19 protein-coding genes are annotated in these 16,906 nt (G+C 38.7%); 7 read left to right on the top strand and 12 right to left on the bottom strand.

Annotated elements, in window-relative coordinates; translation table 11 throughout:
* The 3 genes from Sdiek1_RS06440 to Sdiek1_RS15160 all read left to right on the top strand — a co-directional run bounded on the left by Sdiek1_RS06440 (position 1) and on the right by Sdiek1_RS15160 (position 2,350).
* Positions 1–834 (top strand): OmpA family protein, encoded by an 834-nt coding sequence (locus Sdiek1_RS06440; protein ID WP_238099208.1) that lies wholly within the window; start codon positions 1–3, stop codon positions 832–834.
* A 107-nt stretch (positions 835–941) separates the two neighbouring features.
* A complete protein-coding gene (locus tag Sdiek1_RS15165) occupies positions 942–1,784 on the top strand; it encodes a cache domain-containing protein (protein WP_238099206.1) in 843 nt (280 codons plus the stop codon).
* Positions 1,781–2,350, top strand: coding sequence for an EAL domain-containing protein (locus Sdiek1_RS15160; protein WP_238099203.1), 570 nt, complete (start codon positions 1,781–1,783; stop codon positions 2,348–2,350). The genes Sdiek1_RS15165 and Sdiek1_RS15160 overlap by 4 nt, the downstream gene beginning before the upstream one ends.
* Positions 2,351–2,374: 24 nt before the next feature.
* Here Sdiek1_RS15160 and blaOXA read toward each other — a convergent pair whose 3' ends face one another.
* On the bottom strand, positions 2,375–3,151 hold the full coding sequence (gene blaOXA / locus Sdiek1_RS06430) for a class D beta-lactamase (RefSeq protein ID WP_087438427.1): 777 nt from the start codon (positions 3,149–3,151) through the stop codon (positions 2,375–2,377).
* A gap of 128 nt (positions 3,152–3,279) precedes the next feature.
* On the opposite strand from blaOXA, the gene Sdiek1_RS06425 reads away from it, so the two are divergent.
* The 3 genes from Sdiek1_RS06425 (at position 3,280) to Sdiek1_RS06415 (ending at position 7,064) form a co-directional block, all read left to right on the top strand.
* The gene (locus Sdiek1_RS06425; protein WP_087438426.1) at positions 3,280–4,512 is read left to right on the top strand and encodes a DUF711 family protein; all 1,233 of its coding nucleotides are present in this window, start codon (positions 3,280–3,282) and stop codon (positions 4,510–4,512) included.
* Between the two features lie 109 nt (positions 4,513–4,621).
* Positions 4,622–6,601: a site-specific recombinase gene (locus Sdiek1_RS06420; protein ID WP_087438425.1), complete on the top strand. Its 1,980-nt coding sequence runs from the start codon at positions 4,622–4,624 to the stop codon at positions 6,599–6,601.
* 52 nt (positions 6,602–6,653) lie between these two features.
* A complete protein-coding gene (locus Sdiek1_RS06415) occupies positions 6,654–7,064 on the top strand; it encodes a VOC family protein (protein ID WP_087438424.1) in 411 nt (136 codons plus the stop codon).
* Positions 7,065–7,111: 47 nt separating this feature from the next.
* Here Sdiek1_RS06415 and Sdiek1_RS06410 read toward each other — a convergent pair whose 3' ends face one another.
* The 10 genes from Sdiek1_RS06410 to Sdiek1_RS06365 form a co-directional block, all read right to left on the bottom strand.
* On the bottom strand, positions 7,112–7,624 hold the full coding sequence (locus Sdiek1_RS06410; protein ID WP_087438423.1) for a GNAT family N-acetyltransferase: 513 nt from the start codon (positions 7,622–7,624) through the stop codon (positions 7,112–7,114).
* Between the two features lie 27 nt (positions 7,625–7,651).
* A complete protein-coding gene (locus Sdiek1_RS06405; protein ID WP_192866780.1) occupies positions 7,652–8,014 on the bottom strand; it encodes a nitrogen fixation protein NifQ in 363 nt (120 codons plus the stop codon).
* Positions 8,011–9,237 carry an RNA polymerase factor sigma-54 gene (locus Sdiek1_RS06400; RefSeq protein WP_087438422.1) on the bottom strand — a complete coding sequence of 409 codons (1,227 nt, stop codon included), beginning with the start codon at positions 9,235–9,237 and terminating at the stop codon, positions 8,011–8,013. The genes Sdiek1_RS06405 and Sdiek1_RS06400 overlap by 4 nt, the downstream gene beginning before the upstream one ends.
* Before the next feature lie 197 nt (positions 9,238–9,434).
* Positions 9,435–9,731: a 2Fe-2S iron-sulfur cluster-binding protein gene (locus Sdiek1_RS06395; RefSeq protein WP_087438421.1), complete on the bottom strand. Its 297-nt coding sequence runs from the start codon at positions 9,729–9,731 to the stop codon at positions 9,435–9,437.
* A gap of 10 nt (positions 9,732–9,741) precedes the next feature.
* Positions 9,742–10,080, bottom strand: coding sequence for a hypothetical protein (locus Sdiek1_RS06390; RefSeq protein WP_087438420.1), 339 nt, complete (start codon positions 10,078–10,080; stop codon positions 9,742–9,744).
* A 70-nt stretch (positions 10,081–10,150) separates the two neighbouring features.
* Complete coding sequence (locus Sdiek1_RS06385; RefSeq protein WP_087438419.1) at positions 10,151–10,516, bottom strand: nitrogen fixation protein NifZ; 366 nt, start codon at positions 10,514–10,516, stop codon at positions 10,151–10,153.
* Positions 10,506–10,838 carry a nitrogenase-stabilizing/protective protein NifW gene (locus Sdiek1_RS06380; RefSeq protein WP_087438418.1) on the bottom strand — a complete coding sequence of 111 codons (333 nt, stop codon included), beginning with the start codon at positions 10,836–10,838 and terminating at the stop codon, positions 10,506–10,508. Before Sdiek1_RS06380 ends, Sdiek1_RS06385 begins: the two co-directional genes overlap by 11 nt.
* Positions 10,839–10,924: 86 nt before the next feature.
* Complete coding sequence (locus Sdiek1_RS06375) at positions 10,925–11,440, bottom strand: flavodoxin (protein ID WP_087438417.1); 516 nt, start codon at positions 11,438–11,440, stop codon at positions 10,925–10,927.
* Between the two features lie 12 nt (positions 11,441–11,452).
* A complete protein-coding gene (locus Sdiek1_RS06370) occupies positions 11,453–11,884 on the bottom strand; it encodes a NifX-associated nitrogen fixation protein (protein ID WP_087438416.1) in 432 nt (143 codons plus the stop codon).
* 4 nt (positions 11,885–11,888) lie between these two features.
* The gene (locus Sdiek1_RS06365; protein ID WP_087438415.1) at positions 11,889–12,245 is read right to left on the bottom strand and encodes a NifB/NifX family molybdenum-iron cluster-binding protein; all 357 of its coding nucleotides are present in this window, start codon (positions 12,243–12,245) and stop codon (positions 11,889–11,891) included.
* Positions 12,246–12,470: 225 nt separating this feature from the next.
* Between Sdiek1_RS06365 and Sdiek1_RS06360 the strand changes: the two genes are divergently transcribed.
* Positions 12,471–14,324, top strand: a complete 1,854-nt coding sequence (locus tag Sdiek1_RS06360; RefSeq protein WP_161492007.1) for a mechanosensitive ion channel family protein — start codon at positions 12,471–12,473, stop codon at positions 14,322–14,324.
* On the opposite strand, the gene Sdiek1_RS06355 is transcribed toward Sdiek1_RS06360, so the two are convergent.
* On the bottom strand, positions 14,321–16,846 hold the full coding sequence (locus Sdiek1_RS06355; protein ID WP_087438413.1) for a chemotaxis protein CheW: 2,526 nt from the start codon (positions 16,844–16,846) through the stop codon (positions 14,321–14,323). The two genes, Sdiek1_RS06360 and Sdiek1_RS06355, sit on opposite strands and share 4 nt — an antisense overlap.
* Between the last annotated feature and the right edge of the window lie 60 nt (positions 16,847–16,906).

The following is a 16,906-nucleotide window of genomic DNA, read 5'->3' as shown; positions in this document are numbered from 1 at the left end:
ATGAATGTCACAAGTGCCTCGTTGCAAATTGCGCAAGAATTGCTTGCTCAAAAAGAGAATGACCTCAATGTAAGCACTGCAAAACTACAACTGAGCGACAGAGAAATTGAAAGCCTCAAAAAACTCCTGCTTGACACAGAGCTTGCTCGTGATGAAGTGAAAGGTGAACTTGTTGCAAGCCAAATGGAGCTTGGGACAACGACCCAAACTCTTAAACTCAAAGATGGAGAACTTGCTTTGTTGAGTGCCAAATTACTGGAAAGCACTGCTGCACATCAACAGTTAGTCGAAGATCTCAATTTAACAAAATCCCGTATTAAAAATCTTACGGGTATTCGCATCAAAGTCATACAAGAACTAAAAGAAAAACTGGGCAAAAAGATCAATATCGACCCCAACAGCGGTGCGATTCGTCTGCCCGCTTCTGTACTCTTTGATGTCGGTTCGTATGAGCTTAAACCTGAAGCCAAAAAGCAGCTGACGGAGACGCTCCAACCCTACCTTGATGTACTGTTAAATGACGCTACGATACGTGAAAATATCGACCATATCGTCATCGAAGGGCATACAGACTCCGATGGGACATACATGCACAACCTTGATCTTTCTCAAAAAAGAGCCTATTCGGTTATGGCGTTTATCTATTCTCTCGATGAAAAGCGCACAGCACTTCTTCAAAAATACCTCAGCGCCAATGGACGAGCTTACAGTGATCGTATCTTTAAAAATGGGGTTGAAGACAAAGAGGCTTCAAGGCGCATTGAAATCAAATTTAACCTCTCGAACAAAAAAGCCATCGAAGAGATCGAAACTTTTTTAAAACGTAAAGAATAAATAAAGGAGGCACTTTGCCTTCTTTATTTTTAACACTTTATTTCATCCTTTATTACACGGCTCAGAAATTATGTTATGATTAGTCATTGTGACAAAAGGAGTTTCTTTTGGCTGCTCTTCAAAAAAATATCTGGACTATTTTTTATATTCTTTTAGCAAGTGCCCTTCTCTTTTTGGGGATTGTTTCGTACATTCAACTGAACAGTATCCATCAAAAATATGAGATCGACCAAATCAATCTCGTTAAACTTGTTTCCAATGCAACCGACTCTCTTTTCCTAACCCAAGAGATGATGCTCAATCTTTTAGGAAATCAAATTGTTAAAGAAAAAGACCCAAGTATTTTAGACGATTTACGAGCACTCAATCCTTCGGTTGTCTCCTTTGGATTTACCGATAGTGAAGGCACGTATCTTTATGCAAGTTCTAACTTTGATAAATCAAAACGCCCTAATCTTAGGGCTGAAGCCGTTACACGAGATTCCTTTGATTATACGTTAACCCAAAAGAAAATGGTGTTGGGTAGAACCTATTTTATTGCGGGGAGAGGGCGTTGGGGAATCCCGATTCGCAAAACAGCTTTTGATTCTTCAGGTCAAGCGATTGGCGTGATGACAGCAGGGATTGGAATAGAAGGCGCTTTTAAGATCTATACCGAAAATCTTTCATTGGGCGATTACAATACCGTTACCCTCATTCGAGATCGTGATCACTTTGTCCAATTTCAATCCTCCAACCATGAGATAGCAAAGAATCTTTACGAAGCACCTCTTCCCAATAGTTTTTTACAGACTATGTTTAACGATATTAGTCATAAATACACCATTTCGCTTGAAGAGATGAAACAAAAAGGTGAAATTTATGCGGTTGAAACGTCCTCAATCGATGGAAAACGTATACAAATCGCCCTCAAATATGACCCTCGTTATGAACTATGGATACTCTCATGAGTGCAACCCTTAAAGAGATGAAAGCGTTACAAGTCGAACTCGGTGCGTCTTTTCAAACTTCTGTCAATATCTCGATCAAACAGTTTATGGAAGTTCATTTTTTAGAGAAACTGATTAAAGAGATAAACCGTTCAAAGTTGGCGCATATTTCATTATGTCTTGAGATTACAGAGAGTTTGTTTATTGAAGATATTGACTACGTCTTACCACTTTTACAAAAGATACGTGGCATGGGACTGCATATTTCAATGGACGATTTTGGTACAGGGTATTCCTCTTTGAGTATCTTACGTAAGCTGCCTATTGACGAGCTAAAAATTGATAAAAGCTTTGTTGATACGATTTTGAATGATATGACAGCTGAAAAAATGATTCAAAACATTATCACTATCGGAAAAAATTTTGACTTATATATTTTAGCCGAAGGGGTTGAGACCAAAGAACAAGAAGCGGTATTAAAAAGTTTGGGATGTGATAGATTTCAGGGCTATTTATATGCCAAACCTTTAAGATATGATGCACTCAAAGAATTTTTTGAGCAAAAGCATTCAGAAATGAACTCGTAAATTATCTTTACATGTAAAGATAGTTTACTCCATAATTCCCTTATTTTTCAAGGCTTGTATGGTCATGAGTTTACGAAGAGGAAGCTCATCGGCTGATTCAATGATAAGATTGGTTGCAAAGAAGTAAACGCCTTTGGAACTCTCAACATATCCCACATACCAGCCGTGATGTTCTGCATCTTTTGGTACGGCCCAACCTGTTTTAGCTCGAATTATGTAGTTTTCACCTTGCTCGTCGATCATGATACTTTTGAGTAAATCCATATGGTCTTGCTGAAACGGCAAATCATTGTTATAAAGCTTTTTCAAAAAAGCTATCTGCTCATAAGCGCTAATGCGAAGATCTCCATCGAGCCAAAAACGCTCTACATTATGCCCTGTTGTTTCATTGCCATAGTGAAGTTTTTTGAGATACTCATTGTACTTTTCCAACCCAATCTTGCGGGCAAAAGACTGATAACACCAGACACACGAACTCTTAAATGCCGACTTTAAACTTTGGTCTTGATTCCATGCACGAACACTTCGTTCCACTTTGTCCCAAACAATAATCGAGTCTGCAGTAACCACACCTTCTTGGAGGGCTATGAGCGTATTGGGAATTTTAAAAGTCGAAGCGGGAAGGAGCGGCATGTTGGCACGCTCATCGTTGTACACATACCGTTTCGTACCATCTAATGACTCAATGAGCATTGTACCTGTTATGTTTTCATCATCAAAAAGTTTGGCCATCATTGCATCTTCCGCATATAACGAACAGAATAATCCCAGCATGAGTATTACTTTCAAAAACATAGACATCCTTTTTCAATGAACTCTTTTAAATTATACACTTTTATTGGCTTTAAAATAAGCATTTAATGCAACTTTATACCTTTACATGTAAAAACGATTTAGCTATGATTTGGTAAAGCACTCAAGGAAATTTCATGGTTAAAGAGAGCCCCAAAAACAAAGATTTATGTAAAATTCGCACCATTACCTCCTTTGTGACATTAGGCAAAGAGAAAAGCACTTGGGAAGAAGCCATTTTTAAAGCGGCAAGCTTTGGTGGCGATTTGGCAAATGAATTTAAAGCACATGGTTATCATGTTCAATCCATTCGCATTGTGACAAATCCCTTTGGAGAGTATCTTCATACCTCGTCATATCATGCTGTTCTTAAAGACATGCAAGCACTCTCTACCGTGCTTAAAAGCCCCTCTATGCCAAAAATTCGTATTCGCTTTGCTATCGGTGAAGCAAAAACAGAAGAGGAGATCGCTCTTTTGCCTGAGATGATCAAAGCCTTTGGCGATATTTGTAACGCTTGTGTGAATGTTAGTGTCGATGAACTCGGCGTCGTTGATCGAGACTTAACACTGTGTTGTGCCAAAGCGGTAGAGGAAATCGGTCGCATTACACCACGAGGCGAAGGCAACTTTAATTTTACGATTAACTATAACTGCAAACCGCACATTCCCTACTTTCCAGCTTCTTACCATAACAGCCATGATGAAAACTGCTTTGCTCTCGGACTTGAAACGCCTGACCTCCTTGTAGAAGCACTCAAAAGTCTCAAAGAAGAAAAAAACCATAATCTTAAAATGCAAAAGTCTTATGCCATTATGCGTGATGCATTACAATACCATATCACTGAAATTCTTGACATTGCTAATGGCTATGCACATCCATACAAAACTAACTTTGCGGGCATCGATACCTCTGCTGCACCGTCAAAAAACTGCGCTTCGATGGTGGATGTCTATAAACTTTTGGGCGTGCCTTTCTTTGGTGCAGCAGGAACGCTCGAAGCTTCTGCACTGTTAACCAAAGTCTTTAAGGCGCAAAAAGGATGTGAACTCATAGGCTTTTCAGGATTGATGTTAGCCGTTGTAGAAGATCAAGGCTTAGCCGATGCTACCACACGCAATGAATTTGACATCAGAGCCTTGCTTCAATACTCTGCCGTTTGTGGCATAGGACTCGATACTGTCCCTATTGAAGGTGATACCTCAGTGGAAAAAATCGCTGCCATTTGCGCTGATACTGGCACACTTGCTTACAGACTCAATAAACCGCTCACCGTCAGACTCTTCCCCGTCCCTAACCTCAAAGCAGGCGATATGACACACTTTGAAAGCGATGATTTGTGCAATAGCATGGTTTTAAGAGTTCCATAAATCTTTACATGTAAATAAATAAAAGGAGTCAAAGGTTTACCATAGTGTGTTACACTGAAAATAGCTTCGAATAATTAAGTGTAGAAAGTGCTACAAGAAAGAGGTTATCATGAAACAGACTATTGAAGAATTTTTACAATCACTCAGTGAGAGCACTGAAACTTCTGTCGAAAAACTTAGCAAAATTATCAGTAAAATTCGCCCGAAATCCATCAGAAATAAAGAAGAAAGTATCGAAAATATCGAAGCGATGATACAATATCTTGAAGCATATCCAGAGTTTAGGGAATCGCTTTCATCTGAATTTAATCTATGGCTTATTGACTCTAAAATCTCGAATAATATCGCCTCACTAGGGATTCTTTCCAAACAGGGGTTTAAAGAGGAAATAAGCGATCGTTTTTACAATAAGTTTTTACCGCAAGCGCCTCAAAAAGGCGATTTTTCCTCTTTATTTGCCATACTTTTTCCGCATAAAAAAGATCCTCTGTGGGTCAATGCCATCGATGATGCGCTCTGGGCGAAGCTTTGGGGCATACTTTTATACAACGAAACCTTACATGTAAAGACAAAAATGTACCTTTATCATCAGATCATCTACGCGACGGAGATTTTGGCGATTTGGATTGCCGCGGAAGAGTTTGATGAACACTATATTCGACTAGATCGCTCGCTGTTGACCAAAGACTCTGCATTTATCGCGTTGCAACGAGAGATCAGCAGTCTTGCATGCACGATTCAAAATGAAGACCCTGAGGCGGAGATGACCAAGCTTGATTTTCAGCACATCGATGTTTTAATCGCTCAATGTTATGACCAAGTCAACTTCTTACGCAAACAGTCTCTGAATAAAGGCATTTTAGTCTCGCTCACCTACAACCTTGAGCGCTTAGAACAGATCATCCAAAGAACACAAAAATGCGTGCAACTCATCCAAGAATTTGAGACAGATTCTTTTTATGCGACCTTGCTACCGCTATTTAAAGAGGTGGTTGAGAAAAACTGCTCACGCAATTCTCTAAGCGATGTGCTCAATCAAAACATCAAAATCTTAGCCAAAAGCATCGCGAACAATGCCAGTGAACATGGCGAACACTACATCGCAGATACCACCAAAGAGTACATCGGTATGTTCTTAAGTGCTAGTGGTGCGGGTATTGTGATTGCATTGATGGCACTTATTAAAATAACGATCATGCACAGTGGTTTTTCACCTATTATTGAGACTATTTTGGCCAGTTTAAATTACGGATTTGGTTTTGTGCTTATCCATCTTTTGGGCTTTACCGTAGCCACCAAACAGCCCGCCATGACTGCCTCAACCTTTGCAAAAGCGGTGGATAGAGCCGATACCAAACGCGCCGACCAACATAAACTCGCAACACTGTTCATGCAAGTAAGCCGCTCCCAATTTGCCGCGGTTGTTGGCAATGTGACACTTGCTTTAGGCGTTTCATGCTTGATCGGGTTTATCTACGCGCAGAACCATATCCCGATTCTATCACCTCAAGAACTTCAGTACTATACAGAAAATTTCAATCCCTTCCCAGGGCTTTTCTACGCCGCTATTGCAGGCGTTTGGCTCTTTACCTCGGGCTTGATCGCAGGCTATTACGACAACCGCGCAAGCTATTTGGACTTAAAAAGCAGGTACATGCACCTTCCTTTTCTAAAAAAGATAACCTCACAGGCTATGAGAGAAAAAATCGCAACCTACCTACACAACAACCATGGCGCGATCATGGGTAATTTTTACTTTGGTATTCTTTTAGGCGTCACCCCATTTGTTGGGCATATGCTCAACCTACCACTCGACATCAGACACGTCGCCTTCTCTTCCGCCAACCTTGGGTACATCGTCGCACAAGGCGAACTCTCTTGGCTTGATTTTCTCGTAGGTTTAGTCTTTGTCTTGATGATAGGCTTGGTCAATCTCAGCGTCAGCTTCGTCCTCGCCCTCAAAGTCTCGCTCAAATCCAGAGATGCGGAGTTTGGTAATTTTTTCTCTTTTGTAAAACTCCTTTTTCAAGAAGCAAAACGTAACCCACGAGCGTTGTTTTTTCCACCGAAAAAGGTTGAAGAAGCATGATGAATTGTGCCATAATTCATGAGATAAATCTTTACATGTAAAAAGGAAAACAATGAAACCTTACATGAGTATGATTACCTTAGGTGTCAGTGATATGGCGAAGTCTATTGAGTTTTATCACAAAGGTCTTGGATTTCCTAGGCTTGAGCCTTATGAGGAGAACATTGCATTCTTTACACTCAATGGAACATGGCTTGCGCTTTATGAAAAAAAAACACTCGCAGAAGATGCCAATGTCGCATTTGATGAAAGCACCTTTAAAGGATTTACATTAGCGCATACCCTTGGTAGTGAAACTGAAGTGGATGCACTCTTTCAAGAAGCCATCAAAGCAGGTGCAACACCTACCAAACAACCTCAAAAAGTTTTCTGGGGTGGTTATAGTGGCTACTTTAAAGACCCCGATGGTCATTTGTGGGAAATCGCACATAACCCTTTTATGACGATAGGAACACAAGCATAAAATAATGCATTTGCTCTGTAATACGGTTTTACATGTAAAGCCTAAACTTACCCTTCCGTAGGATTTTTGGGGCCATCAAGGAGAAGTTCGTAAAAGGCTAAGTCAAGCCATTGACCAAATTTGTACCCTGCTTTGTGGACAATTCCCGCGGCGCTAAAGCCTAGTTTTTTGTGGAGCTGAATACTCTTGGCATTGGAAGCATCAATGCCTGCAACGATGGTGGCATACCCTTTAGTGTTGGCATCAGCGATGATGGTTTCAAGAAGAATTTTTCCAATTCCCTGCTTTCGAAAATCTTTCTGAACGTACACCGAATGCTCAATGGTGTACTTATAAGCGGGACTGCTCCGAAAAGAGCCATAGGTTGCATAACCAACGACCTTTCCATCGTGCTCATACACCCACAGAGGATAGCCCTCTTCTTCTTTTTTATGAAACCAATGTTGGCGCTCTTCTAATGTCTTGGCATGATACGTATAGACAGCAGTAGTATTTAAAATCGCATCATTATAAATCGCTAAAATGGCTTCCAAATCATTTTCGTCGGCAAACCGAATCATTGTTATTTACCTTTTTATACTGGGAATTTACCCCGCTAACTGGCACGCAAAGCAGTTTGAATTATCTTTACATGTAAAGCAAAAAGGGGCAACTCTGTTGATAGAATCGTAGAGAAATTTCTTCCAAAGTTTATCCACTGGTTTTAGCTCAGCAAGCTTTGGAAAATGGCATTTCATGTATTTTCCCATCTGCACACGATTTTTAAAACCCATCGCTTCATAGAGGTGATTCATCTGTAAGGACATGGCAGCAATATGCGGTGCAATAACATACTTCGAATAGCGATTTTTGGCATACCCTTGCAAAAAAACCATCACTTCGCGCTCAAGTTTGAGCATTTCAAGTTTGCTATACCTACTATCAGAGCTCTCATTTAGTGTTGTGTTCATGCTTGTACCTTATATATTTTCTTGCGCTCTTTGGATGATGCTACATTCATCAATTTACGGTATTTGGTAATGGTGCGTCTCACCATCTTAATGTTAAATCGTTTTTCAATGCGCTCCAAAAGATCATCATCGGTGAGCGGTTCACTTTTATCTTCGTATTCTATCAGTTGGTTGATAAAATTCTTTACCTCCGAAGAAGAAAGCTCTTTGGAGGAGACGGCATTGGTAAAAAACGATTTAAGCGGAAAAATTCCCTGTTTTGACTCAATGTACTTATTTGAGATCGCTCGTGAGATGGTGGACTCTGCAAAAGAGAGCTCATCGGCGAGTGTGCTCATATTGAGTGGCTTTAATTCACCACCGACAAAGAAAGAGAGCTGCCTTTCCACGACTAAAAGAACGATCTTATAAAGCGTTGTTTTGCGAAGCTCCAAAAGGTTGACGATATCACGTGCCTCTTTGAGCTTCTCTTTGATGTTCTCACTTTTACTTGAAAACGGATCGGTTATGAGAATATCAGGATAATAGTCATTGTTAATGCGCAGTTTAATATCATCGTCTACTTCAACGAAGAAATCAGGAATAATCTGTTTCGGTGTTGATTGATACTCTAAAGCGGGTGGATTTGCAAATTTTTTAATGACCGCTTTGGCTTCTTCAAAACGCCCATGTTTGGAAAATTTGTCAACCTTTGCCATCTGCTCTATCATCTTATTAACAAGGTTATAAAGCTCATCGTCAATGTCGTCACTGAGAGCATCCAGTTGAAAAACAAATGACTCTTTGCTATCTAGCGCACCAACGCCATAAGGCTCGAGTTTGGAAAAACGCTGACGAATACGCTCGACATACTCTGTATAAACCCCACACGTCTGTGCAATCGCTTCAAGATCACCATCAAAATAGCCCTCTTCTGTAATGTCGCATAGTATTTCATGAGCTACTTTTTGAGAGATCGGTGTTGGAAAAAGAGGTGGCACGATCTGCTCAATGATCTTCTCATGCAAAGACTCACTGCCAAGGACCAACTCTTCGACGATGCCATGGCTAGAGCCTAGGTTTTGTTCAAAGGGGCGCTTGACCTCTAAAAAAGGGTTTTCGTACGACAATGTTTCTAGGTGCGTACTTAACTCTTGAAGAGGAAGCTGTAACAGTGGGAGCCAAAGTTTCAAAGAGAGGTTTAGACTCTGCTTTTGTTTGAATTCTAGGTTGATACTTCTCATGCGTAAATTATGCCCAAAGATTTGGTGCTTTTTGGAATAATTGCTGATTAATTTTTACGCATATTTTTCATGTTTTTCAGAAAAAATGCCGAATACACTGTGAGTTTTTGTGAAACGTGCTATTGAGGGATAACGTAGTGTGCAAAGTACAACTGTGAACACTACGTTAGAGTTCTGCAAGAACTCTTAGAACAATCTTAGTATTTAATTCTGACCACACCGTTTGGCTTGTCGATTTTCATCTGGCAGGCAAGACGAGTGTTTGGAGTACAGGTACCAAAGCAGATCTCTTTAAGCACTTTCACTTCTTTCTCATTTTTTGGAGATAAAAACTCCATACCTTGAACGATCTCAACAGCACATGTGCCACATTGACCGTCACGGCAACCAAAAGGAAGTGCACTACCACTTGCTTCAACAACATCTTGAATGGTTGCACCTGGCTTTACATTAATGGCTAAAAAATCATTGATAATTTCTACTCTTGTTGTCATACGTGATCCTTTACTTTTTAAATGGTTTAATCAAAACATCGCCCTTGATCATCATCATAGAAGCGATGCGAACTTTTGGACTAACGGTGAACTGTTGGCAGATATCAGCATCTTCTTGGCTAATAGCACCAAGTTTGACAAGCTCATCAAGCTCTTCGTCTTCCATGTAACTTGTAGGCTCTTCTTCGCTAATATTCTCAACATTTATCAAACATGTTGAATGGTCTTTAGGATCAAAAGTGATAGGAATCCCCTTCTCTTTTGCTAAACGCACCACTGGTTCGCCTATTTTGGCATCGTAGATACCATCTTTTTCTTTATCAAAATGCATAAAGATTACTTTCGCCATGACTTTTCCTCCTTACTAAGATTTGTTGTATTCGTTTTCTTTCAGAACTCTTTTATTATGACTATTATGGTTAACTATGGTTATAGTGATTCATCATCCATTCAACTTCTTCGGCTTCAAGGTCACGATAAGGCTCTAGTGCTTCAAGCTCATGTTCCCTACACCCAATGACTTCAACAACCGCATCAGCATCTAAAAAATGAACTTCATAGACACGAATGACTTGTAAAAACTCACCCATACCACGAATGTAGCCAACTGAGCCTTTTTTAATCATCACCTCACCAATTTTGAGATAAGGATACGTTCCATCATTCTTAACATCTTCCAAAAGTTGTACTTTTTGCCCTAGAAAAAATTTCGCTTTTGGCTCATCTTTCCCCGAAAGTTTTGCCGTCACACTATCATGCAAAACAATTTCATCATTAACAGGCACAGTTTCCTCCTTCCGATGATATTGCACACGCTAAACACCCTTTGGCTTTACCATCTTCTAACATTCCCCAGACTTCTGCTGCACTAGGAGCATGCCCATGTTTGTAATCCATATAAACACGAATCAGAGCAAACTTTAGAAAATCCATCAAGTATTTTTCATTACCATTAAAATTCTCAAACCCTTTTTTAATAAGAGTCCCATACTCTTTCATAATATGAAAACGCTTGACTTCAACGATGTGCTTATCGTACTCAACACCAAAAAACTCGAAAAAATCTTCTGCATCTTTTAGTTTGTAATATTGATCCAACGTTTTCATTTTTTATCCTTTTTAACTATTTTATAGATACTTTAACACCAAACAAGAGCATGACTCATGTTTACATGTAAAGCTTACGCATGATTTTATAATTCGCTTTTTAACTGTTCTATCCAATTTTCGATACGTTCACTTGTTTTGTCTTCTTCATTGATATTATCAATCGCTAAACCACAGAGTTTATCGCCAACTTCGGCCAATGATGCTGTATAGTTATAACCTTCTTTATCGACAAAGCCGATGACTTTTGCACCTGCTTTGGTAAAGATTTGGTTGAATTTACCAAGAGCTGAACAAAAATGTTCACCGTGTGTTTTGCTATCGCCTGCGCCAAAAAATGCAACTTTTTTACCTGTAAAACTAATGTTTTCAGAAGTGATTTCAAAGAGCGGATCAACCCAACTAAAATGTACATCACCTTGTCCCCATGTTGAAGAACCAATGAAAAGTGCATCGTAATTGTCAAATTGCTCAACGCTATCAAAATCATCTTCCATTAAAATACAATCATCATCTTCAAGCTCATAGGCTTCTTTTAAAGCATCTGCTACCAATGTTGTATTACCACCCGCACTTGCGTAAAATATACCAACCTTTGCCATGTTCTATCCTGATTATTTTTTATAAGTTTCGTAAATTTCGATAGCATCTTTTAACATTTTGCCACCTTCTTTGACGAGATCTTCATATGTTCTAAAACTGTAACGATGGGCATCTTTGAAAAACTTATTGGTGACAACAATTTTTTCAGCTATGACGACAGCTCGTCCGAATCCTTCGTGACTCATTTCCATGACCACGGAACACATAATATTTGTTTTAAGCTCAAAAGCCAAAGCTATTGACTGAAAAATCAGACGAATATCTTGGATTTGCATCTCATCAATATCCGCAATAATGGGAATATTTTTAAGCGCATCTTTACTCTTGATGTACTTTTCACCCAAAACTTCTTCATCACTTTTTTTTGCCCAAGTACCAAATTGGTCAAGCGCTCTTAGCTGAGATGTCAGGGTTTCTATGAATAACTTTTCAAGTTCATTCATAGCCTTATCCTCTCGCTTCTAAGATTTTTTTGATAAATGGTGGAGGATTTGTTGCTATCATGGTTTGAAGTTTATTCAGTTCTGTTTCAATACTCACTACTTCTTTGTATTTGATAGGAAAGATTTTACCGTTGACGACTTTTGCAGCCGCGGCAGGTCCAATTTCGATGCAATACATAATGTCAATGTTCTCTTGTTGCAACATCTCGACTCTGCCTTCCGTTCGCTCTTCACCTGTTTGAACAACATGTGCCAGCGAAAAACCCTCAGCACCTACGTCGTACACGGCAAATTGCTCTCCTGAACCAAAATGGGCATCAATGTTTTTGAGATCGTTTGTAAAAAACGCTACCTTGACCATCTTTTTATCCTCCTATGCTAAACGTTATTCATACATTTACAAGAAGTGTTCCGTTGGAAATGATTAGATTAAAAGAGCAAGAAATGGAGTTTTTATTTCTCCTTTTTTGAGAGAGTTTACCTATCAAATCCCTATGAACAATGTATTAATGAATTGCAAATGTGTTTTAAATCCATAGAGGGTATAATTAGCTTTTAAAATGTCTATTCAATGTTGGAGAATCAAATGGTCATGCATGTCCTAAAATCGTTCGTACTTTTACTCTTGTTAGTCTCACATAATGCTCTTGCAGATGACCAAAACACCTCTTTGATCAACGCAGATAAAACCGTTTACATCAACCTCTTAAAAACAATCAAAGAGTCAAAAATTTCGAATGATGAAATTGCTTTACAAAAAGTATTGCTTGACAAGCTGATTAATACCATCCCCGCAACTGTTACAAACAGTACTTTAAGTGTACCTACAAATGTTGATGAATATAACACTCTTTTTAATCGTTACATTGATGATACACTGAAAAAAGATTCTCTGACTAAAAAAATCCAATCAATTGATACCAAAATCAAATCCTTAACTAAAGAAATCAAAAGTTTAGAGAGTAACAACTCCGCAGAGCGTACACTAGAACTTCAAAGTGCTCTGTACACGAAGTCATTTCTAGATTTTAAAGACCAAAATGAAATGATGGCCAATGAAATGCTCTCCATCGATAAAATGTTAAATGAATCGTTAAAAAACATTACCTTTGATTCTGAAAACCTATCTAAAAAAACGGTCACGGCTCAAGATGAAGCTTTAAAATTACGTGCAACTATTGATAATTTTTTAGTTAAGAAAGAGCGTTTCGAACTCTTAGGGGATACGCACGATAAAGGTATTTCAACTGCAGCAATCAATACCAAAGAAGATGCCTACAATAAAGCAGTCAGAGCAACAATCACTGCGTTATTTTCAGAATTTTCAGATGCTTTAAAATCTAAAAATAAAAAAGTATTTGTTTTGGAAAAAAATATCCTTGATGCAGTTTCTAGTTTAGAAAATGCAAATGTTATCCAAGAGTCAATTGCCACCTTACTCCATAATATGGAAAAAAATTATTTTGGAACAATAGATACCATTAAAGGCTCAACGGTACAAGAGTTCAAGAATATCCTTAAAATGTCTTGGAACATTATGAGTGAACCCATTTTTACAGTGAATGGCTCTCCTATTAGCATGTTGAAAATGATCTTAGCCTTATTCGTTTTTCTGATTGGTGTTTTTGGTGGCGGCTTTTATAAAACCACGATTAAAAGAATTACCAACAATAGTAAATCTATCAACTTAGCAACACGTACGATTTTATCCAATATTGGCTACTACGTTATTGTCATCACAGCTTTTTTTGTAGCGCTGAATGTCATGGGCATTGATCTCTCTTCTATTGCACTGGTTGCAGGAGCACTATCGGTTGGTATTGGTTTTGGTCTGCAAAATATTGTCTCCAACTTTGTTTCTGGAATTATCTTAATGTTTGAGCGAAGCATTAAAATTGGTGATTTTGTTGAGTTGTCCGATACCTTGCGTGGTCATGTCTCTGATATTCGTATGCGTTCTACCACGCTCAATACCAATGGCAATATTGATGTCATCGTTCCTAATCGTAATTTCATTGAAGGCAATGTGATTAACTGGACAATGCACGATAAACTTAAACGTTTTGATATTCCTTTTGGTGTTGCCTATGGCACAAAACCAGAACATGTTATTGCTGTGATTGTAGAAGCGGTATCAAAGAGTGGCTATCAAGATATTCTTTCTACCCATGACAAATACACCAATGTCATTATGACGGGGATGGGTAGCAGTAGTGTTGATTTTACATTGCAAGTATGGATTCATGGTGAAGAAATTTTAGCCCCCAGTAAAACTATTTCAAGATTTCTTATTATTATCTACAACACACTGTATGCAAATGGTATCGAAATTCCTTTTCCACAGCACGATTTGCATCTTAAAAGTATCGATGACAATATTCATTTATCGCTTTTGTCCGCTGCTACAAAAAGTGATAAAGAAGAAATGATCAAAGCTTAATTGACTCTCATTTCACTGTTGGAGATTGTTTTGTCCATGAGTAAATATTTTTCTATTTTAAGAGGATCAAGAAGAGAAAGCATCTCTGCTTTCTCTTGTCCCACATCTGCTTTAACAATGGCTTTCGTGAGGGTCTGTTGACCCATCATCGCTTGGCTTGTCTCATCTATACAACGCACAGGCACTTCGGGGCTGTCTTGCACCATGTCTATCACCAAACCAAAAGGCTTTTCTTCACTTCCTTTTAGCACAATAATATGATGTAACTCTTTATTATACGCAATATTGTGATGGAAATATTTTGCTAAAGAAGCTACGGGAATGGTTTTATTATTCCACGTAATCATCCCTACATAAATTTCATCGCATCCAATCACTTGTGTGACATCTTGCCCCTCAAGAGCTGCGTATATCTGCTGGCTTTCGATGGCAAAGAGATTGCCATTCATCCAAAAAGTAGAAAGCTCAATCGTTTTTTCCGATGCACCAATTTTTGGATAGAGGTATTGCTTTTTAGTATGTTTTGAAACATCTTCCACACACGCATCTTGGTTTGCTATCTTGATGCAGACAATGGCGGTTACATCATTGCAGTAACCATCACTGCATTTGAACTCCCTATAGCCTTGAGATTTACCTTTTCCAATAATATAATACTCATTTTTAATTAGCACCATGCTATCGCTTGAATCACAAAAAACGCAGCGCTCCCCAATACTGATAGCAGGATTGGTTGACGCAATAACGCTGTTGGTTTTACTTTCTAAGAAAAGAGCAAAGGAACGTTCATCTTCACCAACCACATCTCTAAGCATCGCTTCAAATTGAACTTCTGCATCAAAGACAATGCCAATGCCTCCTTGTGCTTCTTTTGTACCTTCAATAAAAATGGGCGCACTATAAATGTAGGTGTATTTTCCATCATAAAGTTCTGTTTTTTCAAAGGGGCTTACCACATACTCTTTGGAACTTTTGAGTGCTAATGTTTGCGCAATGTAATGCGCTCCGATACGCTTACCGATCAAATGAGCATATTTTTCTTGACTGACAGCAATGACACACCCTTGTGCATCAAATAAGAAAAGATTACTATAGACGGTATAAAGAGAATTAATGGCTCCAAGCACTTCAGTGATTTCATGTCCAAATTCTTTTCGGATTGTCGTACACTCCTTGTATTTGGCACTAAATGCTTTGATAAATACAGGACTTAAAGCCCACCATCTACAGTCATTGGCACGTTCATAAAGGTTTCGATCCATAATATCAATGGCAAGTTTTGCATTAAATGCCGCATTATTAATAAACGAAGCAACAACGGTCCAGTTAAGATTACCGATGGACTCTTCAAACGTCTTTTTGGTTTGTGCTCCCGTGCGAGAGATTTCATTTAAAAGTGATTTTGAAAAAGAGTTATCGCCACTTTTTTGATTAGCAATTTGTACATTGCCATTCCAAATAGTCATATCAAGACGTCTTTGAATTGCTTCAGCTTTCGTCGGAATACTGGTAAACTCTTCAGAAAAAAGCGAAGAATTTTTGATAATTTTTATTTGTCCCTCTGTAAAAGGGACATGTTCTTGTTTTTGATTAAAAGCAAAAAAAAGAGGCATCAGGGCATGCCCCATCCATCCTAGTCCATAAAAACCTTGGTACCCCTTGGTTGATTGTGTTTTCGCCACATACTCACTTCCTGCAAAAGGAATGATATCAAAGTTTTTAAGTGCAGTTTTTTGAGGAGCTCTAAGGGCATAATGAAAAGGGTCACTACTGTAAATCGTACCATTGTTTTCATCTAAGATAAGAATGTCAGCCCATGTCTCATTTTCGATAAGATTGGAGATAATAACGCGCATCTCATCTTGAAATTTAAACACTAAACAGAGCACGGCAAGGGGTGTGCCATTTTCATCACACACGCGGTAGCTGTACAATAAACTCTCTTTTTCACTGACTAATGGAAAAACACCAAAACTCTCAACATACTCTTTGGATGTATGTATTGCTTCATAGATCAATGAACCCTCTATCTTCTTCCCTATCTTTTCATCTTTAGTAGAAGCGATGAGTGTGCCATCAAGAGAAAAGAGCAAAACATCATTATAAACACTGTACTTTTCAATATATTCAAGAAAACGATTTTGTAGTGATGGTAAAGAGACTTTCTGCTCCTCGTGGTTCATGCGAGCAAAGTCACAAATGATCGTATCCATCGCTAAAAAACCAATATCTGCAGTACGCTCAAAAAGATTACGAATCAAAATATCTATTGCGACTTGTGCTTTTGCGCCAAGTTCTGTTGCAAGTTTTTTGACAGTCTCTTCAGAAAGTCTTTGCAACAGTTGCTCTGACAAATTACTAAAGGCCTGTCTGGTCTCTGATATGTCCATGCCAATATTACTCATTTGCCCCAAAAGAGAGAGTAAATTCCATCGTTCAGAGAGCTGATCCAATGCTTTTTGATATGCTACAACTTCGGGAATATAGGCATTATAACGAGATGTACGGCTTTGCTCTGACATGATGATAGACCTTTTTTTTTAAATAGGAAGAGGATGCTTGAAACCATAATGCAAAAGATT

It is taken from the genome of Sulfurospirillum diekertiae (assembly GCF_002162315.1).
GTDB lineage: Bacteria > Campylobacterota > Campylobacteria > Campylobacterales > Sulfurospirillaceae > Sulfurospirillum.
The sequence above is the reverse complement of the archived record's forward strand: the minus strand, read 5'-3'. Positions and strand labels throughout refer to the sequence as shown.